This is a genomic window from Burkholderia sp. THE68 (assembly GCF_009938265.1).
In the GTDB taxonomy this organism is placed as follows: Bacteria; Pseudomonadota; Gammaproteobacteria; order Burkholderiales; family Burkholderiaceae; genus Caballeronia.
Genome location: NZ_AP022316.1, coordinates 569811 through 589260, shown reverse-complemented (window position 1 = coordinate 589260; position 19450 = coordinate 569811). Strand labels below are relative to the sequence as shown.

22 protein-coding genes are annotated in these 19450 nt (G+C 64.4%); 16 read left to right on the top strand and 6 right to left on the bottom strand.

Annotated features, from left to right (window positions below; all coding sequences use genetic code 11):
• Window positions 1-26: 26 nt before the first annotated feature.
• From BTHE68_RS16250 to infA, 3 genes are all read left to right on the top strand, one after another.
• A complete protein-coding gene (locus tag BTHE68_RS16250; protein ID WP_162067348.1) occupies window positions 27-464 on the top strand; it encodes a bactofilin family protein in 438 nt (145 codons plus the stop codon).
• Between the two features lie 167 nt (window positions 465-631).
• Window positions 632-1609: a magnesium/cobalt transporter CorA gene (corA, locus tag BTHE68_RS16245; protein WP_162067347.1), complete on the top strand. Its 978-nt coding sequence runs from the start codon at window positions 632-634 to the stop codon at window positions 1607-1609.
• A 454-nt stretch (window positions 1610-2063) separates the two neighbouring features.
• The gene (gene infA, locus BTHE68_RS16240) at window positions 2064-2330 is read left to right on the top strand and encodes a translation initiation factor IF-1 (protein WP_061174359.1); all 267 of its coding nucleotides are present in this window, start codon (window positions 2064-2066) and stop codon (window positions 2328-2330) included.
• A gap of 151 nt (window positions 2331-2481) precedes the next feature.
• Here the strand turns inward: infA and BTHE68_RS16235 are convergent, their stop codons facing one another.
• Genes BTHE68_RS16235 through zwf form a run of 3 tightly spaced genes read right to left on the bottom strand, consistent with a single transcriptional unit; the run spans window position 2482 to window position 5777 of the window.
• Window positions 2482-3366 carry an HAD family hydrolase gene (locus BTHE68_RS16235; protein WP_162067346.1) on the bottom strand — a complete coding sequence of 295 codons (885 nt, stop codon included), beginning with the start codon at window positions 3364-3366 and terminating at the stop codon, window positions 2482-2484.
• Entirely contained in the window at window positions 3366-4187 is an 822-nt protein-coding gene (locus BTHE68_RS16230; protein ID WP_502710590.1) for an ROK family protein, read from the bottom strand. The genes BTHE68_RS16235 and BTHE68_RS16230 overlap by 1 nt, the downstream gene beginning before the upstream one ends.
• Before the next feature lie 24 nt (window positions 4188-4211).
• On the bottom strand, window positions 4212-5777 hold the full coding sequence (gene zwf, locus BTHE68_RS16225) for a glucose-6-phosphate dehydrogenase (RefSeq protein WP_162067345.1): 1566 nt from the start codon (window positions 5775-5777) through the stop codon (window positions 4212-4214).
• Window positions 5778-5984: 207 nt separating this feature from the next.
• Here zwf and BTHE68_RS16220 point away from each other — a divergent pair, with 207 nt between their 5' ends.
• The 6 genes from BTHE68_RS16220 to BTHE68_RS16195 all read left to right on the top strand — a co-directional run bounded on the left by BTHE68_RS16220 (window position 5985) and on the right by BTHE68_RS16195 (window position 10425).
• Window positions 5985-6824, top strand: a complete 840-nt coding sequence (locus BTHE68_RS16220) for an arylamine N-acetyltransferase family protein (protein ID WP_162067344.1) — start codon at window positions 5985-5987, stop codon at window positions 6822-6824.
• 27 nt (window positions 6825-6851) lie between these two features.
• The gene (locus BTHE68_RS16215; RefSeq protein WP_162067343.1) at window positions 6852-8555 is read left to right on the top strand and encodes a peptidoglycan D,D-transpeptidase FtsI family protein; all 1704 of its coding nucleotides are present in this window, start codon (window positions 6852-6854) and stop codon (window positions 8553-8555) included.
• Window positions 8556-8661: 106 nt separating this feature from the next.
• On the top strand, window positions 8662-9027 hold the full coding sequence (locus BTHE68_RS16210) for a hypothetical protein (protein ID WP_162067342.1): 366 nt from the start codon (window positions 8662-8664) through the stop codon (window positions 9025-9027).
• A 22-nt stretch (window positions 9028-9049) separates the two neighbouring features.
• The gene (locus BTHE68_RS16205) at window positions 9050-9349 is read left to right on the top strand and encodes a hypothetical protein (RefSeq protein WP_162067341.1); all 300 of its coding nucleotides are present in this window, start codon (window positions 9050-9052) and stop codon (window positions 9347-9349) included.
• Window positions 9350-9634: 285 nt separating this feature from the next.
• The gene (locus BTHE68_RS16200; RefSeq protein ID WP_061174367.1) at window positions 9635-9943 is read left to right on the top strand and encodes a hypothetical protein; all 309 of its coding nucleotides are present in this window, start codon (window positions 9635-9637) and stop codon (window positions 9941-9943) included.
• Between the two features lie 149 nt (window positions 9944-10092).
• The gene (locus BTHE68_RS16195; RefSeq protein ID WP_162067340.1) at window positions 10093-10425 is read left to right on the top strand and encodes a beta-xylosidase; all 333 of its coding nucleotides are present in this window, start codon (window positions 10093-10095) and stop codon (window positions 10423-10425) included.
• 3 nt (window positions 10426-10428) lie between these two features.
• On the opposite strand, the gene BTHE68_RS16190 is transcribed toward BTHE68_RS16195, so the two are convergent.
• Together BTHE68_RS16190 and BTHE68_RS16185 are read right to left on the bottom strand one after the other, a co-directional pair.
• A complete protein-coding gene (locus BTHE68_RS16190; protein WP_162067339.1) occupies window positions 10429-11313 on the bottom strand; it encodes a formate/nitrite transporter family protein in 885 nt (294 codons plus the stop codon).
• A gap of 84 nt (window positions 11314-11397) precedes the next feature.
• A complete protein-coding gene (locus BTHE68_RS16185; protein WP_162067338.1) occupies window positions 11398-12465 on the bottom strand; it encodes a HoxN/HupN/NixA family nickel/cobalt transporter in 1068 nt (355 codons plus the stop codon).
• A 174-nt stretch (window positions 12466-12639) separates the two neighbouring features.
• Between BTHE68_RS16185 and BTHE68_RS16180 the strand changes: the two genes are divergently transcribed.
• The 7 genes from BTHE68_RS16180 (at window position 12640) to BTHE68_RS16150 (ending at window position 18327) form a co-directional block, all read left to right on the top strand.
• Complete coding sequence (locus tag BTHE68_RS16180) at window positions 12640-13650, top strand: fatty acid desaturase (protein ID WP_162067337.1); 1011 nt, start codon at window positions 12640-12642, stop codon at window positions 13648-13650.
• Window positions 13651-13697: 47 nt separating this feature from the next.
• Window positions 13698-14510 (top strand): phosphate/phosphite/phosphonate ABC transporter substrate-binding protein, encoded by an 813-nt coding sequence (locus BTHE68_RS16175; RefSeq protein ID WP_162067336.1) that lies wholly within the window; start codon window positions 13698-13700, stop codon window positions 14508-14510.
• A gap of 118 nt (window positions 14511-14628) precedes the next feature.
• On the top strand, window positions 14629-15624 hold the full coding sequence (locus tag BTHE68_RS16170; RefSeq protein ID WP_162067335.1) for an LLM class flavin-dependent oxidoreductase: 996 nt from the start codon (window positions 14629-14631) through the stop codon (window positions 15622-15624).
• Between the two features lie 197 nt (window positions 15625-15821).
• The gene (locus BTHE68_RS16165; protein ID WP_035969404.1) at window positions 15822-16067 is read left to right on the top strand and encodes a hypothetical protein; all 246 of its coding nucleotides are present in this window, start codon (window positions 15822-15824) and stop codon (window positions 16065-16067) included.
• 365 nt (window positions 16068-16432) lie between these two features.
• On the top strand, window positions 16433-16765 hold the full coding sequence (locus BTHE68_RS16160) for an H-NS family nucleoid-associated regulatory protein (RefSeq protein WP_061174374.1): 333 nt from the start codon (window positions 16433-16435) through the stop codon (window positions 16763-16765).
• Between the two features lie 516 nt (window positions 16766-17281).
• Entirely contained in the window at window positions 17282-17686 is a 405-nt protein-coding gene (locus BTHE68_RS16155; protein WP_174258056.1) for a helix-turn-helix domain-containing protein, read from the top strand.
• Window positions 17687-17721: 35 nt separating this feature from the next.
• Window positions 17722-18327 (top strand): copper-binding protein, encoded by a 606-nt coding sequence (locus BTHE68_RS16150; protein WP_162067334.1) that lies wholly within the window; start codon window positions 17722-17724, stop codon window positions 18325-18327.
• 99 nt (window positions 18328-18426) lie between these two features.
• On the opposite strand, the gene rhaS is transcribed toward BTHE68_RS16150, so the two are convergent.
• Window positions 18427-19440, bottom strand: a complete 1014-nt coding sequence (rhaS, locus tag BTHE68_RS16145) for a rhamnose ABC transporter substrate-binding protein (protein WP_162067333.1) — start codon at window positions 19438-19440, stop codon at window positions 18427-18429.
• Window positions 19441-19450: the final 10 nt, after the last annotated feature.

Here is a 19450-nt window from a genome sequence, read left to right as displayed (position 1 = left end):
CCTCTACCGCATCGCAAGGACTCGACATGTTTTCATCGAAGAAAGGCACATCCAACGGCATCAAGATGGCCAAGCTCGCGACGCTCGTCGCGCATAACGTCCATATTTCGGGCGATCTCGAGTTCAGCGAGGGCCTGCGCATGGACGGACAGGTCACGGGCAATGTCTCCGGACGCCCCGGCGAAGAGACACTGCTCGTCGTCAGCGATCAGGGCGCGATTCGCGGTAATGTGAACGCGTACAACGTCATCATCAACGGCTGCGTGACCGGCGACGTCACCGTCTCGCATTTCGTCGAACTTCAGTCCAACGCGCGCGTGCTGGGCAACATCTACTACCAGCAGTTGCGCATGGATATCGGTGCGACGGTCGAAGGCAAGCTCACCCGGATCGATACGCAGTCCACGCATATCCCGACGCTGCCCGCGCCGCCCGAATACGGCGTCGATCTCGCCGCGAGCTGAGCATAAGCAGCGAGCAACGGGTGATCGACGCTCGTTGGCAACACCGCGCATGTCCAGCTAAGATTCGATAGATGGAGGCCACGCGCTCGCACCCCGAGCGAATCGCGACTTCGAGCGCCCATCGACGCGTGGCCGGTGACATCGAAATACATAACAAGGGCGCCCCCATGCTGGTCAATTGCGCGGCTTATCAGAACGGCCGAAAGCTCGCGGACGTGCATATCGACGAGATCAACGCGTATCGCGACATGCCCGACTCTTTCATTTGGGTTGCATTGAAGGAGCCTGGTCCCGGCGAACTCGCGCACATGACGCAGCAGTTCGGTCTGCACGAGCTGGCCGTCGAGGATGCGCAGCACGGTCATCAGCGGCCGAAGATCGAGGAATATGGCGATTCGCTGTTCGCGGTCTTTCACACCGTGGAGTTCGATGAAGAAGGCGAAGTGCTCGTCGGCGAGGTGAACGTGTTCGTCGGCCGAAACTATGTGCTCTCGGTGCGCAACCGCACGACACAAGGCTTTCAGGAAGTGCGCAAGCGCTGCGAGCGCGAACCGCATCTGCTCAAGCACGGGCCGGCGTTCGTGATGTATGCACTGCTCGATGCCGTCGTCGACCGATACTTTCCCGTGCTGGAGACCCTCGGCGCGGAAGTGGACGAAGTGGAAGAGCGCATCTTCGAGCAGAAGGGCTCGGTGGAGTCGCGCGAGATCATCGAGGATCTGTATTCGCTCAAGCGCCGCATGACGATTCTGCAACACCATACGGCGCCGCTGCTCGAAGCCGTCAGCAAACTGTATGGCGGACGCTCGCCCGGCGTGTGCTCGGGCATGCAGGAATACTTCCGCGACGTGTATGACCATTTGCTGCGGATCGTGAAGACCATCGAGGGACGGCGTGAAATGATCGTCACGGCGATTCAGGTGAATCTCGGCCTGATCGCGCTGGCGGAAAGCGAAGTGACCAAGCGCCTCGGCTCGTTCGCCGCCCTGTTCGCCGTGCCGACGATGATCGCCGGCATCTACGGGATGAACTTCAAATCGATTCCGGAGCTCGACTGGGTATATGGCTATCCGACCTGTCTAGCGGTGATGGTTGTCGTCGATCTGGTGCTTTACTGGCGCTTCAGGAAGGCGGGATGGCTGTAGCGCTGCCCGCATTTACGGAACCTTAGGGCGAAATTAGTTGTCTAATCAATCGATTTGCGCGAGAATAGCGCTTTGGCCTTGCAAAATCGGCCATCGACCGCACATGACGTTAGCACGCCAGGCGCGCTAACTTCCGCAGCTTCAACGCAGAACACGTTTCAACCCGCACGTCGGCTTTGCTGCTCGCCGATGTCGCCGTCCCGGACATGCCGGCCACGGCGCGCCGCAATTGCGGTTCGCCCTGTCTTTCCGGCCTATGCCGTCAAGCTCACAGTGAGCCTGAAAGAGAGACGCGGCGCGCTCGCATCACGTTCAGTCGTGCAGGGCGCGTCAGGCCACGCGTTACATCGCCTCTCGTGCCGCGCAGCGACGATGCCTTCGTGCAACGCTGCGCGGCTCCTCTTTGGTGCGAATGCGCGGCGGGACCTATTATCAATCACAACAGGAGCTCCATATGGCGAAAGAAGAACTGATCGAACTCGACGGTATCGTTGACGAAGTGCTTCCCGACAGCCGCTATCGCGTCACGCTGGACAACGGCGTCGTCGTGGGCGCGTACGCCTCGGGCCGCATGCGCAAGAATCACATCCGCATTCTCGCTGGCGATCGCGTCACGCTGGAACTGTCAGTGTATGACCTGACCAAAGGCCGTATCAATTTCCGTCACAAGGACGAGCGTGCAAGCGGTGGTGGCCCGCGCCCGCCGATGCGCCGCCGTTAAGCGCCGCGCAACACTCTGACGTCCTGACCGCAGCAACGAGCGTGAGCCCGATCCGCAGCACGCGCTTCTGAATTCACTCGCGGATCATCCTGCACTTCGACGCGGCCGCCTGGCCATCTGGCTGTGCCACGCGTCGATGTCCCCTCTCTCCTCAAGCCGCGCCGCGCGCCGCCAGCAGCGCGTTGATACCGATCGCGAAGCCGTCTTCGTCGTTGCTCTTCGAGACGAGGCTCGCGTGACGCTGCACGGTGTCCGATGCCTGTCCCATCGCGATCGACACGCCCGCGATCTCGAACATCGCCATGTCGTTGCCCATGTCGCCGAGCACGGCCACGCGTTCGAGCGGCACGTTCGCGATCCGCGCGAGTTCGCGCACCGCCGTGCCCTTGTTGGCTTCGAGACTCGTGACATCGAGATAATAGGTCTGCGAGCGCGCCGCGTGACCGCGCCCTTCCAGTTGCTTCTGCAAGCCGCTTTCGACGCGCGCGAGCAGCACCGTATCGGCCGTCGAGCCGACGATCTTGTCGACCGCAGCGAGATCGATGTCATCGAAGCGCGCGACGCGTACCCCCTCGTAGCCGACCGTGCGCGTCTCCAGGGGCACGTAGGTCGCGTCGGGATTGGTCAGATACCACGCATCGTCGATGAACACCCAAGCGTCCACCTTCGCGGCGGCGAGCGCTTCGAGCGACGTCTGCACGACATCGCGCGGCAGCTTGTGCGATGACAGCACTTCCCACGTGCCCGGCCGAACCAGACTGCCGCCGTTGTACGACGCGTAAGGCATATCGACCGAAAGCGCCTCGACGATATGCCGCATGCCCTTGCCCGGCCGGCTGCTCGCCACCGTGAAGCGCACGCCCGCCTCCTGAAGACGCCGCACGGCGTCCTTCGCGGGCTCGCCGAGCGCCTTGTCGGTGTAGAGCAGCGTGCCGTCGCAGTCGGTTACGACGAGTTCCACTTTGGCGAGCGCCTCGAAGGCCGCCGCGCCGTCGCCGGTCGCGCTGTGCAGGCCGTACTTGCCTTGCGCGTTCATCAGTTCGTCTCCTCACGGCGATTGAAGTGCGGCAACTGGCGCGTCTCGCGCACCGAGCGCGGATGCCACAGCCGCGCGCCGCCTTCGATGCCCGCCGCGTTCGACACGATCGCCACATTGTCCGGCAGCTTGAACTTGATGTGCGCCGCGTTGCCGCCGCCGATCCACAGACGGTCATAGTTCACGAGCGTCGCCAGAATGCCGATGATCTTTTCCACGCGACGGCTCCAGCGCTTCTTGCCCGCCTTTTCGCGCGCCGCGTTGCCGATGTATTCGTCGTAGGTCTTGTCCTTCGCGACCGGATGATGCGCGAGTTCGAGATGCGGCATCAGTTCGCCATCGCGAAAGAGCGCCGTGCCCGCGCCGGTGCCGAGCGTCAACACCATCTCGATGCCTCGCCCTTCGATCGCCGCGAGTCCTTGCATTTCCGCATCGTTGATCATGCGCGCGGGCATGCCGCCAAGACGCGCGGAGATCAGTTGCGCGAGCGGCACGCCGCGCCAGGCCGGCGTGCCGAGATTCGGCGCGGTCAGCACGACGTTGTCGCGCACGACGCCCGGAAAGCCGATGGAAATATGCGTCGGCGGTTCGGTGACGATCGGCGTCACCAGCTCGATCAGCGTTTCGACGACCACATCCGGCTTCGCCGGATGCGGCGTCGCCACGCGCACACGATCGCTCTTCATCTGGCCGTCCTCGGAAATGACGGCCGCTTTCAGCCCCGTCCCGCCGATATCGATCGCGAGAATGCGCTCGGCCTTGATCGCGAGTTTGTCCGCCGTGACGTGCGTTTTCTGCTTGGTTCTGGATTCTGTGCTCACGCTCGTTGTCCTTGTTGGATGAGTTCAGTCCTGCTTGCGCGTATCGGTCAGTGCGCGCCACTTGCGGCCGTCCTGCGCCAGCAGTTCATCGGCCTCTTCCGGTCCCGCGCTGCCCGCCGCATAGCCGTGGACGGCGAGCGGGCTGTCCGGATGCAGCACGCGATCCACCGCGGCCCACGCCGTCTCGATGCTGTCCGCGCGCTGAAACAGCGTTGCGTCGCCGAGCATGCAGTCGTACAGCAGCGTCTCATAGCCGACGTTCGCGCGCTCCGCGAAGAAGTCGGCGTAGTTGAAGGTCGAACGCACCTTGCCGATCTGCATCACCGGGCCGGGCACCTTCACGTTGAAGTCGAAACTTGTGCCGTGCGCGGGATCGATGCGCAGCGTGAACACGTTCGGCGTGAGCGCATCGACGGGCGTGTCGCGGAACAGCAGGAACGGCACGGCCTTCAGTTGCACCGAAATTTCCGTGCGCCGTTCGGTCAGGCGCTTGCCCGTGCGCAGATAGAACGGCACGCCCGCCCAGCGCCAGTTCTCGACGTACACGCGCGCCGCCGCGTAGGTTTCGGTGCGGCTGTCCTTCGCCACACCCTCTTCTTCCCGATAGCCCGGCCCCGCCGGTCCGGCTTCGTACTGGCCGAGCACGACATCGTTCGCCGTGAGCGGGCGGATCGCATCGAAGACTTCGGCCTTGCGGTCGCGCACGGATTCGGCATCGAACGAATTGGGCGGCTCCATCGCCACCATGCCGAGCAACTGGAACAGATGGTTCGGCAGCATGTCGCGAAACGCACCGGTCTGCTCGTAGAACTTGCCGCGCCCTTCCACGCCGATCGTCTCCGCCGCCGTGATCTGCACGTTGTCGATGTACTCGCGCCGCCAGACAGGTTCGAACATCGCATTGGCGAAGCGCACGGCGAGAATGCTCTGCACCGTGTCCTTGCCGAGAAAATGGTCGATCCGATACACCTGCGACTCGTCCGCGTACTTGAGAATGCAGCCGTTGAGTTCCCGCGCGGACGCGAGATCGGTCCCGAACGGCTTCTCGATGACGAGCCGCCGGAAATTGCCGTCCTTCTCTTCCAGCATGCCCGCCGCGCCGAGATGCTCGATGATCGGCTGGAAAAAGCGCGCGCCCACCGCGAGGTAGAACATGACGTTGCCGGATTTCGCCTTCGCGAGCCGCGCCTTGAGCCGCGCGAAGGTCTCGTCTTCCTCGAACTCGCCCGGAAAGTATTCCAGCCTGCCGACGACCCAGTTCCACGCATCTTCGTTCAGTTGCGACAAGTGGAAAGTCGCGGCCTTGTCCGCGGCGAACTTGCGCAGCGACTGCGTGAGCTCGTCGCGCCATTCGGAGGTTTCGCGCTCGCCGTGATTGACGCCGATGATTTCCATGCCGTCGTCGAGCAGCTTGTCGGCCGACAGGTTGTAGAGCGACGGCATCAGCAGCCGCTTGGTGAGATCGCCGCCCGCGCCGAAGATCACGAGTGTGCACGGCGGCGCGGGATGTCTGCCGGCGCACGTTGCGCTCGCCGGCTTCGCTTCATTCGATTGGTTCGTTTCGTTCGCTTCGTTCGCTTCTTTCGGCATGGCGTATCGCCCCTTGTCAGTTGCGCGTGAATCTGGAAAGACCTTCATCGATGCGGCACAGTTCGTTCGGACGATGCGTCACAGGCACTTGCATCGAAAAACGTATACGTTTTGTAATTTTTAACCTTTCGTGTCGTAAAATATGCGCGCTTGCGTCTGCGCTCGCGCACCCTGCGACATCGAACGAATCAAAGGCCGACACTCCGCATGAACGCACCCGACACTTCCATCGACCTTACCGCGTACTTCGAACGCATCGGCTTCGGCGGACCCGCGCGGCCCGCGCCGACGCTCGACACCTTGCGGGCGCTGCATCTGCTGCATCCCCAGGCGATTCCTTTCGAAAACCTCGACGTGCTGCTCGGCCAGCCAGTCAGGCTCGATCTGGCGTCGATCCAGCAAAAGCTCGTCGCGAACCGGCGCGGCGGCTATTGCTACGAACACAACCTGCTGTTTCGCAGCGTACTGCAGACGCTGGGTTTTCGCGTGCGCAGCTTCGCGGGCCGCGTCCTGTGGGGCCGCGACGCAGCGGCGGACATGCCGGCGCGCACGCACATGCTGCTGCTCGCTGATCTCGACGAAGGCACCTTCCTCACTGATGTCGGCTTCGGCGGCATGACGCTCTCGGCGCCGCTGCCGCTTCAGACGGGCATCGAGCAGATCACGCCGCACGGCGCGTTCCGTCTGGACGATGCCGGTAACGAGCCGCCCGCCTTCATCCTGCAGGCGCTCGTGAACGGCGCGTGGACGCCCGTCTATCGCTTCGACCTCGACGCGCAGTATGACGCCGACTACGAAATGGCGAACCATTTCGTGTCCACCTACCCGCAGTCGGTTTTCGTGCACAACCTGCTTGCCGCGCGTCTTGCGCCGGGCAAACGTTTCGGCCTGTTCAACCGGCGCTTTTCCGCGCACGACGAACACGCTGGCAGCGAGCATCGCGAACTGGAGAGCGTGGCCGAGTTGCGCCGCGTGCTCGAAAGCGAAATCGGCATTCGTCTGCCCGCTAGCGACGGTCTCGATGCCGCGCTCGCACGGCTGCCCTGACCCACCAAGCTTAATCACTCAACGACGATGTTCAAGAAGAAGACGCGCGGCGGCAGCGATTTCCAGACGCATCACCGCAGCACGGTGCTCGTGAACCGGCTGCCCGCATGGCGCTCGCGCCTCGTCGTCATCGGCGTGACGGCGGCCTTTCTGACGCTCGCCGGGCGCGCGCTGTGGGTGCAGGTGATCGACCATAAGTTCTACATCGGCGAAGGACAGAAGCGCTATCAGCGCACGCTGGCGCTTTCGGCGACGCGCGGACGCATCGTCGACCGCAACGGCGCGATGCTCGCCGTGAGCCTCGCCACCTACGAAGTGTGGGCGACGCCGAAGCTCTTCGACGGCGACCACGGCAACGAGATCGCCCGCCTGCTCGACATGCCGCCGAAAGACCTGCAGCGGCGCATCGACGGGAACCGCGCGTTCGTATTGCTCAAGCGTCAGGTGGAAGCGGAAACGGCCGAGCGCATCGCGCAGATCGGCCGCGCGGGCATCACGCTCGCGCCGGATACGAAGCGCTTTTATCCCGAAGGCGAATCGGCGGCGCACGTGGTCGGCTTCACCAATAACGAGGATCACGGGCAGGAAGGCGTCGAACTCGCCGCCGACGCGCGCCTGACGGGCGAAGCCGGCCAGCGCGAAGTGATCCGCGACCGGCTCGGACGCGTGATCTCGCAGATCGGCGAGCCGGCTCTGCCGCAGAACGGCGAGACCATTCAACTGACGATCGACCGGCGCATCCAGCAACTCGCGCATACGCAACTGAAGGCGGCGATCGTGAAGCACAAGGCACGCGCGGGCAGCGTCGTCGTGCTCGATGCGAAGAACGGCGAAGTGCTCGCGCTCGCGAACTATCCGAGCTTCGATCCGAACGATCGCGCGCGGCTCACCGGCGAGCAGTTGCGCAACCGCGCGCTCACCGATACCTTCGAACCCGGCTCGACGATCAAGCCGCTCGTCGCCGCGCTGTCGATCGACCTCGGCAAGGTCCGCCCGGACACGCGCATCGACACGGGGCCGGGCACCTTCAAGCTCGGCCCGAACGTGATTCACGACACCTCGAATCACGGCGTCATCACCGTGGCCGAAGCGGTGCAGATGTCCAGCAACGTCGCGCTGACGAAGCTCGCGCTGCAGCTTCCCGCGCAGACGATCTGGGACAAGTACCGCGAATACGGCATCGGCCGCGCGCCCGAATTGACCTTCCCGGGCGCCGCAACTGGCCGTCTGCGCTCGCCCGAGCGCTGGAAGCCGATCGAGCAGGCGACCATGGCCTACGGTTACGGCCTGTCGCTCTCGCTCGTGCAGATCGCGCAGATCTACACCGCCTATGCCGGCGACGGACGCTTTCACCCGGCCACGCTGATCCAGGGCGAAACGCGCCGCGACTCGCCGCAGGTGACCAAGCCCGCGACCGCGAAGGCCGTGCGCAGCATGCTCGAACTGGCGACGGGCGACCACGGCACGGGTCGCGCGGCGGCGGTCGAGGGCTATCGCGTGGGCGGCAAGACTGGCACGGCGCGCAAGCAGGTCGGGCGCTCATATGCGGCGAACAAATACCGCGCGTCCTTCGTCGGCATCGCGCCGATGAGCGATCCGCGCGTGATCGTCGCCGTCATGATCGACGAGCCGACGGGCGGCACCTACTACGGCGGGACGGTCGCCGGACCGGTGTTCTCGGGCATCGTCGGGGCGGCGCTGCCGCTGCTCGGCGTGCCGCCCGACGCATGATCGCGGGCAGACGGGCGCGGCCCTTGCTGCATCGAACCTGACCGGACCGTAAAGAGCCTGTGCTCTAATATCGTGTTCGGCACCAAGCGATCAAACGGGATAGACCATGAAAAAACTCGCCGCGGCGCTCGCGCTGCCAGTGCTCTTCGCCGCCTGCGCCCAGTTTCACAACGAAGATGCGGGACAGCCCGAAGTCGAAAAGTCGTCGACCGAGAACAAGGTGAACGGCATCGTGCAGTGCATCGCCGGCGAAGCGAAGAAGCACGACGCCAAGTATCAGCAGACCGCGATTCCGCAAGGCGTGATGCTCGAATTCGGCGATTCGAACGTGATCAAGGTCCGCTACGATAACGGCGAGACCACGTATCGCTTTTATCCGGGCCAGCGCCATCCGTCGAATCTGTGGATCGAGGGCGCGGGCAAGAAATGCGCGCCGGCCGATCCGACGAGCCAGGACGCCCCGCAGAAATAACCCACGCACATCGATAGCAATCATGCGCTCGACCAAAGCCATCAGCGCCGTCGAACGGCTCAAGACGCGCACCGGCAACGCCAGCTACGCGGCCATCTCGATGCCCGGCGGCTACTTCTATCTCGTCGAACGCTCGGCCGAAGGCGCGAAAAAGCTCTCCGAACCGATGCCGATGGACGATTTCGTCGCGTTCGTCAACGCGCGCGAGCCGGGCAAGCCGCGCAAGGTCAGCAAGCTCGATCTCGCGATGGAAGAGCAGATCGGCCGCAGCGGCAAACGCACATCGGGCACCTCCACAACGCCCGCCGGCGGCGACGAGTAACGCCACCTCTCTGACGCCGCACCGCCCTTGGCGCGGCGCAACATCGGAAACCCCACAGTCCCCTCACATGAATGTGCGATGACAGACGGAGCCAGCAGGCTCGCGTTGCGTACATTTTTGTTAACGATCGAGTCCGCTGAGACGGGCAACGATCGGTCATCCGAAGAAAAGAGCAAAGGCCACCCGCAACGGTACAAAAAAATGCGCGGGTGAACGGGGTGCCTGAACGGCGCGCATATCCGAAGTCGGGGATGGCGCGTCGCATGGCCGAGAGGAAGACCACAGATGAAAAAGAAGAATAGTGAGGCCAAGGGCAGCCTTTTGCCCTCGGCAATGGCTGATGTCGAGCTTCAGCATATCGAACGCGCGCTCGCGCAGCTTCGCACGATGCACAAACAATCGTCGGGCACGCTCAACGTCGAGTATTGGCGTGAGCGTCTCACCGCCGTGATGAAAGGCTATGCGCTCGTGCCCGCGCAGAAGCAGCGCATTGAAGCGCTGCGCATTGCGCTCGATACGGTCGACAGCGGTCCACGCGACGGCTCCGGCAGCCGCAGGAAGTCGACCAACAGGCTTTGGGCGAAAGCGGCCTGACGACCGCTTTCGCCACTCGCGCGTCAGCGCGATCCCTTCGTTCGCGCCCGCGTCTCGCATCGAGCCGGGCGCAACGTCAGTTGCACCTGCAAGTCATGCAGGCACCCTTCCTGCTCGAATGAAAGTCTTCGATCACGCCGGGAGCCGCCATGTCCATTCATCGTCACGAGCACGCGCGCATCTCGCGCCGGCCCTGGGGCGCGCTTGCGAATGCGCTCGTCGCCAGCCTCATCGCCACGTTCAGCACATACGGCGTCGCGCAGATCACCAACGACGGCGGCTCCGGGCGCAATGAAGGCCGTCAGTCGGATTCGACATCGCGCGCCGAGCCGTCCGGCGCCACGGTGCACGAATCGCACAAGCCGCAATCGAAGGACGCCGCGAAGGGCCGCGCCGCGACCGCAGGCAAAGGCCAGAAGGCCGACGGCAGCGGCGGCTTCGGCGATGGCCTCTACGGAACGGGCGCGGGCAGCAACAAGTGAGGTTCAGTCGTCGCGTTTATGCGGCAAGTCCATGATCTCCGGCGCGATCGCCGCATGATTGACGATCGCGACCAGCGACACGCCCCCGATCACGTTGCCAATGAACGTCGGCACGAGGAATACCAGGAAATAGTCCGAGAGGCTGGCGGCGTCGATCATCACCGCGTACGCCGCCTCGACCGATCCGGCGACCACATGTGTGAGCTCGCTCACGGCGACGGTGTAAGTCACGATCAGGATCGTCAGCAGACGCCCGGAGCGCGCGCTCGGCAGCAGCCACACCATCAGCGCGATGAGCCAGCCGGAGAACACCCCGCGCACGACAGTCACGCCAAACTCGGCGGACAGCGGCGTCATCGCGAGCTTCGCGAGCGACTCGCTCACTTCCGGCGAGAACACGCCGCGAATCTGCAACATGGCCGCGAAGATCGCCGTGCCGACCAGGTTGAAGAACAGCACGATCGCCCACAGACGCAGCGCCTTCAGCAAGGTCGCGACGTCGCGCCGTGTAAGCACGGGCAGCACCGCCGTCAGCGTGCTTTCGGTGAAAAGCTGCTGGCGGGCAAGAATCGCGAACACGAAGCCGACGGTGTAGCCGAGGCTCGATACCAGCCCGCGCCAGGCGGTGTCGGGCAGGGAGCTTTCGAGGATCCCCTGGACCAGGAACGAGAAGCCCATTGAGAGGCCCGCAGCGAGCGCGGACCACATCAGCGCGGCGAAGGTGCGCTCCATGGCGACTTCGCCCTCCTCCCGCACGATTTCATGAATCACGAGCGGATGCGGCGCGGAATGTTCGGCGGCCTGCTCCTGTTCGGCGCTATCGAGGTGCGGAGAGTCCGCTCCGGCGGAATTCCCCTTGTCGGGGGCCGCGGCGTGCGGCTCGTTCATGATCGTTCTCCCTGAACGCCGCTCGATTACGGAAGGTGGATGAGCGGCAGGCGCATCCATGAAGCAGGAAGAATGCCAGTAAGGCTAGCGAGCGATGGTGCCATCCGCAGCGTCATACCCTCGCCACTTGTAGATGAGCGCGGAAACGAGCCAGCAGGCGACGAAAATCGCGACGATCCCGTAGCCAAGCATGCCGAAGTGCTCGGAGAGCGACGCGGCTACATCCCACAGTCCGCCTTTCAGTTGCAGCCGGTCCGCGATCAGACCGAGCGCCTCGATGCCGCCGACCAGCACCGCGATCAGCACCGACACCAGCGTGACCGTGAGGTTGTAATACAGCTTGCGGATCGGCTTCATGAACGCCCAGCCGTACGCGCCCGTCATCAGCAAGCTGTCGGCGGTGTCGATGAGCGACATGCCCGCCGTGAACAGGACCGGGAACACGAGAATCGACCACACGGGCATGCCGCGCGCCGCTTCGGCCGCCGCGATGCCCATCAGGCCGATTTCGGTGGCCGTGTCGAAGCCGAGGCCGAACAGGAAGCCGAGCGGATACATGTGCCAGCTCCTGCCGATCAGCCTGAAAAGTGGCCGTGCGAGCCGCGCGAGCGGACCGCCGCCGACCGCGAGCATGTCGATGTCTTCGTCACGGCACGTCTCGCCGCGCCGCACGCGCCGGAATGCGCGCCACACGCCGCGCAGCACGAAGAGGTTCATCGCCGCGATGGCGAACAGAAAAAGCGACGACACCGACGTGCCGATGATCCCGCCGATTTCGCGAAATTCGGCGAAACGGCCCTGCACGGCCATCGCGGTCGCGGCGATCAGCGCGGTGGCCGCGACGACGATCGTCGAATGTCCGAGCGAAAAGAAAAAACCGACGAAAATCGGCCGCTTGCCTTCCTGCATCAGCTTGCGCGTGACGTTGTCGATGGCGGCGATGTGATCGGCATCGACGGCATGGCGCAGCCCGAGCGAATACGCGAGGAGAGATGTGCCGAGCAACAGCGGATAGTGCCGGAACGCGATCAGCGCCCAGAGCCAGGCGAGCACGTTGAAGGCGATCAGCCCGGCGATGAGATGCGCGGATTTGCGCGGCAGTGCGCGGCGCACCGGATGCGACGTGCAGGCGGGCTCGAGCGGTTCAGACATATGCGCGCAAGTGGGGTCGGAGGGACCAAGCATACCAAGCCGGCCCTCGTTGCCAATATTCGGCCGGTGCGCGAATGCTTATAGCGCCGAGCGCGAAATCGATAGCGGGATTCCTTGGTTGGGACGCGCGCGCAGCGCCGCTAGGATGGCCCTTCGTCTTTCACGAAGTCCGCCATGCCCCGCTATCTCGACGACGCGCAACGCCACGAACTCCAGAACGAACGCAACACATGGCGCTGGCGCTGCGAATGGCCGACCTGGGCGGTCATCGTCGCGGTCTACGGCGGCTGGTTCGGCGTCGCGTTGAACGCGCGCACGCTCGGCCTCGCTCCGACCATCGCGCTGCTCGCGATGCTGTCGTGCTGGTATATGTCGCTCCAGCACGAACTGATACACGGGCATCCGACGCGCTGGCCGCTCGTCAACATGCTCATCGGGCTCGCCCCGCTCGCAGTGTGGTTTCCTTACGCGGTGTATCGCGAGTCGCATCTGCGTCATCACGACGACGAACATCTGACCGAGCCTGGCCGCGATCCCGAAAGCTATTACGTGACGTCCGCACAGTGGGCGAACGCGGGCCCCGTATTGCGCGCCGCGCTCGCCGCACGCAATACGTTCGTCGGGCGCATGCTCATCGGTCCGTGGTTCTCGATCGCGGCGTCGTGGCGTGAGGCGGCGCAGGCCGTCGTCGAGCGGCGCTGGCGCATCGTCGCGAGCTGGGTCGTGCATCTTGGAACGCTCGTGCTGCTCGCAAGCTGGCTCGAAGCGAAATGCGGCATTCCGTGGCGCGCGTTCGTGTTCGGCGTCGGTTATGCGTCGCTCGCGCTGGCGTCGGTGCGCTCGTTTCAGGAGCATCGCGCGGCGGGACACGAGCGCGAACGCACGGTCGTCAACGAAGCTGCGTGGCCGTGGCGTCTGCTTTTTCTCAACAATAACTTTCACGCGGTGCATCACGATCTGCCCGGCGTGCCGTGGTTCGCGCTCGGACAGATCTACACGCGCCGGCGCGACGCCTATCGCGCGAGCAACGGCGGCTTCGTCGTGCGCGGCTATGGCGAATGGGCACGCCGTCACGCGTTCGCGCAGGCCGCCGAGCCGGTGCATCCGGCCGCGGCGGGCGAATCGTTCGCGCAGGCCGGCAGCCGCACCGCCCGCCGCGGCGATACCGCCAGTCTCGCGGGCTGACGCGGCGCGCTGTACGATTCTGCATCTTCATTCGCCATCTCTCCGCGATGCGCTGGCTCGCCGCCCTGCCGATGTACAACGTCACGCCCGCGCTCGCGGCCGACTGGCGCACGCTGCTCGCGCGCGTGAACGATCGTCTCGCGGACTGGCTGAAGGCGCGCGGCGATACGCTCGCGATCGTCGATCCGGGTGCGGATCTCACCGCGTTCTGGCTGCGTGACGACGTCCTGCTCACGCAGACCTGCGGCTATCCGCTCGTCCATGCGCTCGCGCAGCGCGTGCGCCTCGTCGCGGCGCCCGATTTCGACGTGCCCGGCTGCGACGGCGGCACGTATCGCAGCGTGATCGTCGCGGGTGAGCACGTCGCGGCGCAGTCGATCGAAGCTTGCCGCGGCCTGCGCGCCGCCTATAACGACGACGACTCCAACAGCGGCATGAACCTCTTGCGGCACGCGGTGGCCCCGTTCGCGCAAAGCGGACGGTTTTTCGGCTCGGTGACGAAAACCGGCGCGCATCTCGCGTCGCTGCGCGCGCTGGCCGAACAACGGGCCGACGTCGCCGCGATCGATTGCGTCACGTTCTCATTCGTGCAATCGCAGCTACCGGAACTCGCGGCGCGCGTGCGCGTGATCGGCATGACTGCGAGCGCGGGCGCGCTGCCGTTCATCGCGTCGACACGCGTGCCGCAGGACGCTGCCGATACAATTTTTCACGCACTCGCCGATGCGCTCCGTCAGGACGACGCGCTCGCCCGGCGGCTCCGGCTCAAAGGCGTCGTGCAGCGCACCCAGGCGGACTACGCGCCGATCCTCGACTACGAACGCGACGCCATCGCGCGGGGTTATCCGCAGCTTGCCTGAGCGAAATCACGCCAGCCCGATCCGGCAGATTTCCGGGAGTTTCGGCACAATCGGCTTTTTCAGCGCGTGAACCGCGACGCGCACGCAGCGCGAGCGGCCATGCTATCGGAACGCCGCAATGATCCCCTTCTCGCTACTCGACCTTTCTCCGGTTCCGCTCGGCTCGACGCCGGCCGCCGCTTTCGCCCATTCACTCGATCTCGCCCAGCACGCCGAGCGCTGGGGTTATCAGCGCTACTGGCTCGCCGAGCATCACAACATGACCGGAATCGCCAGTGCGGCGACGGCCGTCGTGATCGGCCATATCGCGGCGGGCACCAGCACGATCCGCGTCGGCTCGGGCGGCATCATGCTGCCGAATCACGCGCCGCTCGTGATCGCGGAGCAGTTCGGCACGCTCGCCTCGCTGTTCCCGGGCCGGATCGATCTCGGCCTCGGACGCGCGCCCGGCACCGATCAGACCACGGCGCGCGCGCTGCGCCGCGATCTGCACGGCAGCGCCGAATCCTTTCCCGACGATGTCGTCGAACTGCAACGTTATTTCGCCGATCCCGTCGAAGGCCAGCGCGTGCGCGCGGTGCCCGGCGCGGGCCTGCATGTGCCGATCTGGCTGCTCGGCTCGTCGCTCTTTTCCGCGCAGCTGGCGGCGGCGCTCGGGCTGCCGTTCGCGTTCGCGTCCCATTTCGCGCCGGATTATCTGCTGAGCGCGCTGGAGGTCTATCGCGCGCAGTTCCGCCCGTCGGCGACGCTGCAAAAGCCCTACGCGATGGTCGGCGTCAATGTCTTCGCCGCCGATACCGTCGATGAAGCGCGCTTTCTCTTCACGTCGCTGCAGCAGCAGTTCATCAATCTGCGTCGCGGCACGCCCGGCCAGTTGCCGCCGCCGGTCGAATCGATTCCGTGGAACGACGCCGAACGCGCGGGCGTCGAGCATTCGCTCGCATGCTCCGTCGTCGGCGCGCCAGCCGATGTCGAAGCCGGGCTGCGCTCGGTGATTGCCCAGACCCAGGCCGATGAACTCATCGTCACGGCGCAGATCTTCGATCACCGGGCGCGCCTGCGTTCGTTCGAGATCGCAAGCCAGGCCCGCGACGCGATCGGCGCTGGCGTCTGAAAGGCCTTGCGCTGGACGCGCGCACTTTTGACAGGCAATAATGAGATAACCGGAGGGCGGCGCAGGCCGCGTTGCTCTCCGCGTCCGCCTCATTCGCCAAGCTGACTCCCATGTAACGCGCCCGAATTTCGTGCACGCGGGTGAACGGCGCGGCGAAACAACAACAATGACGTCGCAAGACGGGAGGAAGAATGTCGATGCCGAGAAGCGCCGCCACTGGCGCCATGACGCTCCTGACGGAATACGACGAAGCCAGCGGACAGGAAGTGCGTTCGCTGCGCCTCGAACCCGCGGCGGATGGCAAAGCCGTACTGCTGATTGAAATCGACGAGCGCAAACCCGGCATTCACCGCGAAGTGCGTTATGAGATTACGCCGGCGGAACTGATTGCCGCCATTCGCGCGCACGGTGCGGAATTACCGGGAGAACAACATAGTCGTTAAAACGTTTTAACAGTTGCCATAAGCAGCATACAATAGAGACAGCGAGGTTCGGCCGCTATGCTGCATGGGCGGCCGTGGCCTGGTTCCCGGTTCGTGGCTCCCCGGCTTGACTTTCCGCACGCATCCGTTGCGCGCTTCCGTCACGGCGATGCCCGGCCGGGCGAACGTTCGCATTTGGGGCATAGCAGGCATTAAAAGACGAAGCGCCGGGCAGTTAATAGACGTGCGGTAAATACACTAATTGACGCGAGGCAGGCGCTGCGTCACGCTTCATAAAACACCTAAATTCAATTGATCGAACCGCTCCGGTCCGCGCGGGGTATCGGTTCGCCCTTTGAAAATCACAAAGCTGAATCAGGAAAGCCGTGGACGAAAGAAAGCGAGACAGCATCATTGCGTATTTGCGCAGCCGAATGGCTGAGTTCGGCATTACCGAGAGAGCGTTGGCCGAAGCATTGGCCGAAGCGCCGCCGGTGGTGGCACCACCGCCGTCCTTCACCAGGACCAACGGGGCTCATGGCGCGTCGAAGACCAAGCGGCCGATGCCGCAATTGCCGTTAGTGCCGCAATCGGCCGCCGGCGCAGCGCCGATATTCCGCAACGCCAGTGGCGACACGTGGGACGGTCTCGGCGACATGCCCGAGTGGCTCAAGCGCGCGGTGCACGCCGGACAGGACATCGAGTTCTATCGGGTCTGAGACGCCATTGCTGATTCGCCGGACCAGCCGGCGGATCGCCCGTGGCGCGCGAATACCTTGTCAAACATGCCACGCGCTTCGGCGCGTGGATGAGCGCGCGTGTCGAAACGGACGCGTGCGCCATTGCGCGCGGCGTATCGTATGGGCATCGCCGCCCGCTCCTTCGCTGCCATTCGGTAGCTTTCATAGTCAATTCATTGCGATTTATCAAGCTCAAAAAATTTCGCCGATGGTCGCCCATTGAGCCTGAAAACGTTTATTGATACTTCCCTGTAAGTCGGCTCGCACAGAAAGCCGCGCATCGACCAGACGTCAAGCCCGCCCGATCAAGTCCCGCCGTCTCCATTCGACAAGGGGGCATGCATGAACGCACACGGACGCCGCAACGTTGCACCCATTGCCCACGCACATCGGCCGGCACACGGACGAGGACCGCACACCGGCTCCGGTTCGCGCAGCCGCGTCTGACGCGCCGGGCAAATCGCACGCATTCCGAACGATCGAGCGGCGCACGCCATGCTTTCCCGCCCCGAGACACTGCCGAGCGTCGTGCGACGAATGACGGCTGGCCGCATGCTGCTGGAAGGCGTGCCGGTCGAAACGGTCGCCGAGCAGTTGCATCTGTCCGTGCAGACCGTGCGGCGCTACAAGGCGCTCGTCTCCGAGGGCGGTCTCGACGCGCTCGCGAAGATGGGCGTCGGCGGGCGCGCGTCGGTGCTTGATCGGGAGGCGCTCGACTGGATCGCCGCCGCGTTGCAGGGATCGGCGCGCGAGCACGGCTTCGAGAGCGACACATGGACCAATGCGCGCCTGCGCGAGGTGATCGAGCGGCGCTACGGCGTGCGTTACTCGCGCGTCTATATCTGGCAGATCGCGACCAATCTCGGGCTCGGTCATCTGCTTTCGAAGTCGCGTCGCTGAGGGCGCGGTCATCATCAATACAAAGGAGACAACCCATGATTCTTTCGACAACCAAGCGGGTGCATCGCTCGATCAGCCTCGTCGCGACGTGCGCGGCGCTTTCCCTCACTGCAATCGGCAGCGCGCGGGCTCAGGACGACGCGTCGGCGCCGATGGCGCGCGGCGCGGCGGCCATCGCGGAAATCCAGGCGCGTGTCGTTGGCATCGATCCGGTGACCAACAGCGTGTCGTTGCAGGGGCCGCAGGGGCGTGTCGCCGAAGTGGCGGTCAATCCGGAAATCGGCGATGTCAAGAAGCTGCAGCTCGGCGATATCGTCAACATCCAGTACCGCAGCGCGCTGCTCGTCCGGGCGACGAAAGTCAAATCGGATGGCATACGCCAGCGTATCGATACGGAGGCGGCGATCCCGGCGTCGGGCGGCGTGATGGCGCAGGCGCGCGTCGTCGAAGTGATCGGAACGATCGAGCGTGTCGATACGAAGAAGCGTCGCGTGACCTTGCGCGGTCCGAGCCGCACGGTGACGCTCGACGTGGCGCCGGATGTGTCGCTCGCGGGACTAAAGGCTGGCGATACGGTGCAGGCGCAGTTCGAGTCGGCGACGGCGGTGCAGGTGTTGAGGAGTGGGCAGGCGGTGAAGTGACGGTTGCACCGCCCATCGCGGCTTCGCGGCATCACCGCAGTGGCTGAAAAAGCGAAACGCCCCGAAGGGCGTTTCGTTCTTCTCTCAGGCTCCCACCACTCAAAAATTGAAGTTATCGATATTCGCCGCATCAAAAGTCGTCGGCGGCCCGAGAATCACTTCCCCGCTCTTGCCCACGGTCCGCTTGCCCAGTTTCCCCGCATCGAACGAATCGCCTTCCTTGCCCGTGATCGTACCCGACGCGAGATTGGCCGCTGCGAACGCCGCGAGATAACCCAACTGACCCGGATCCCACAACTGGAACGCCTTGACAGTACCGTTCTTCACGAACGCGCGCATCTGGTTCGGCGTGCCCAGACCCGTCACGACAACCTTGCCCTTCGCCGGCGAACTCGAGATATAACGCGCCGCCGCTGCGATGCCGACCGATGTCGGCGCAACGATGCCCTTCAGGTTCGGATACGCCTGCAACAGCCCCTGCGTCTCGACGAACGACTTCTGATCGTCGTCATTGCCGTAGGCGATCTTCACGAGCTTCATCTTCGAATACTCGGGCTTCTTGAGTTCCTCCTGCATCCACTTGATCCAGGTGTTCTGATTGGTCGCGTTGGGCGTCGCCGAGAGAATCGCGAACTCGCCCTCGCCGCCGATCAGCTTCGACAACAATTGAATCTGCCCGCGCCCGATCGCCTCGGAATCGGCCTGATTCACGAAGATCTGCCGGCCATCCGGCGCCGTGTCGGAATCGAAGGTCACGACCTTGATGCCCTGCGACATCGCCTTCTTCAGATACGGCACGACCGCGTTCGCATCGTTGGCCGCGATCACGATCGCGTTCTGCCGCTGCGTGATGAGCGTGTTGATATAACTCACCTGCGACGACGCGCCGGCGTCCGACGGCCCCACGACCTTGCCGTCGCCCTTCATCTCCTTGATGGCAGCCATGCCGCCGTCGTCGGCGATCACCTCGTAGGGGTTGTTGATCTGCTTCGGCAGAAAGGCGATCTTCAGGCCGCTCTTGATGTCGGCGGCGCTTGCGGAGAGCGCGACGGTGGCGGCGAGAAAGGCCGCCGCCAGCGCCGGGCCGCGCAGGAATCGAATGGGCTTGTTCATGTCGTAAAAG

What these genes read in the sequence shown, in the direction of transcription:
- BTHE68_RS16250 (WP_162067348.1), top strand. Translation starts at nt 27, where the DNA reads ATGTTTTCATCGAAGAAAGGCACATCCAACGGCATCAAGATGGCCAAG.
- corA (WP_162067347.1), top strand. Translation starts at nt 632, where the DNA reads ATGCTGGTCAATTGCGCGGCTTATCAGAACGGCCGAAAGCTCGCGGAC.
- infA (WP_061174359.1), top strand. Translation starts at nt 2,064, where the DNA reads ATGGCGAAAGAAGAACTGATCGAACTCGACGGTATCGTTGACGAAGTG.
- BTHE68_RS16235 (WP_162067346.1), bottom strand. Translation starts at nt 3,366, where the DNA reads ATGAACGCGCAAGGCAAGTACGGCCTGCACAGCGCGACCGGCGACGGC.
- zwf (WP_162067345.1), bottom strand. Translation starts at nt 5,777, where the DNA reads ATGCCGAAAGAAGCGAACGAAGCGAACGAAACGAACCAATCGAATGAA.
- BTHE68_RS16220 (WP_162067344.1), top strand. Translation starts at nt 5,985, where the DNA reads ATGAACGCACCCGACACTTCCATCGACCTTACCGCGTACTTCGAACGC.
- BTHE68_RS16215 (WP_162067343.1), top strand. Translation starts at nt 6,852, where the DNA reads ATGTTCAAGAAGAAGACGCGCGGCGGCAGCGATTTCCAGACGCATCAC.
- BTHE68_RS16210 (WP_162067342.1), top strand. Translation starts at nt 8,662, where the DNA reads ATGAAAAAACTCGCCGCGGCGCTCGCGCTGCCAGTGCTCTTCGCCGCC.
- BTHE68_RS16205 (WP_162067341.1), top strand. Translation starts at nt 9,050, where the DNA reads ATGCGCTCGACCAAAGCCATCAGCGCCGTCGAACGGCTCAAGACGCGC.
- BTHE68_RS16200 (WP_061174367.1), top strand. Translation starts at nt 9,635, where the DNA reads ATGAAAAAGAAGAATAGTGAGGCCAAGGGCAGCCTTTTGCCCTCGGCA.
- BTHE68_RS16195 (WP_162067340.1), top strand. Translation starts at nt 10,093, where the DNA reads ATGTCCATTCATCGTCACGAGCACGCGCGCATCTCGCGCCGGCCCTGG.
- BTHE68_RS16190 (WP_162067339.1), bottom strand. Translation starts at nt 11,313, where the DNA reads ATGAACGAGCCGCACGCCGCGGCCCCCGACAAGGGGAATTCCGCCGGA.
- BTHE68_RS16185 (WP_162067338.1), bottom strand. Translation starts at nt 12,465, where the DNA reads ATGTCTGAACCGCTCGAGCCCGCCTGCACGTCGCATCCGGTGCGCCGC.
- BTHE68_RS16180 (WP_162067337.1), top strand. Translation starts at nt 12,640, where the DNA reads ATGCCCCGCTATCTCGACGACGCGCAACGCCACGAACTCCAGAACGAA.
- BTHE68_RS16175 (WP_162067336.1), top strand. Translation starts at nt 13,698, where the DNA reads ATGCGCTGGCTCGCCGCCCTGCCGATGTACAACGTCACGCCCGCGCTC.
- BTHE68_RS16170 (WP_162067335.1), top strand. Translation starts at nt 14,629, where the DNA reads ATGATCCCCTTCTCGCTACTCGACCTTTCTCCGGTTCCGCTCGGCTCG.
- BTHE68_RS16165 (WP_035969404.1), top strand. Translation starts at nt 15,822, where the DNA reads ATGCCGAGAAGCGCCGCCACTGGCGCCATGACGCTCCTGACGGAATAC.
- BTHE68_RS16155 (WP_174258056.1), top strand. Translation starts at nt 17,282, where the DNA reads ATGCTTTCCCGCCCCGAGACACTGCCGAGCGTCGTGCGACGAATGACG.
- BTHE68_RS16150 (WP_162067334.1), top strand. Translation starts at nt 17,722, where the DNA reads ATGATTCTTTCGACAACCAAGCGGGTGCATCGCTCGATCAGCCTCGTC.
- rhaS (WP_162067333.1), bottom strand. Translation starts at nt 19,440, where the DNA reads ATGAACAAGCCCATTCGATTCCTGCGCGGCCCGGCGCTGGCGGCGGCC.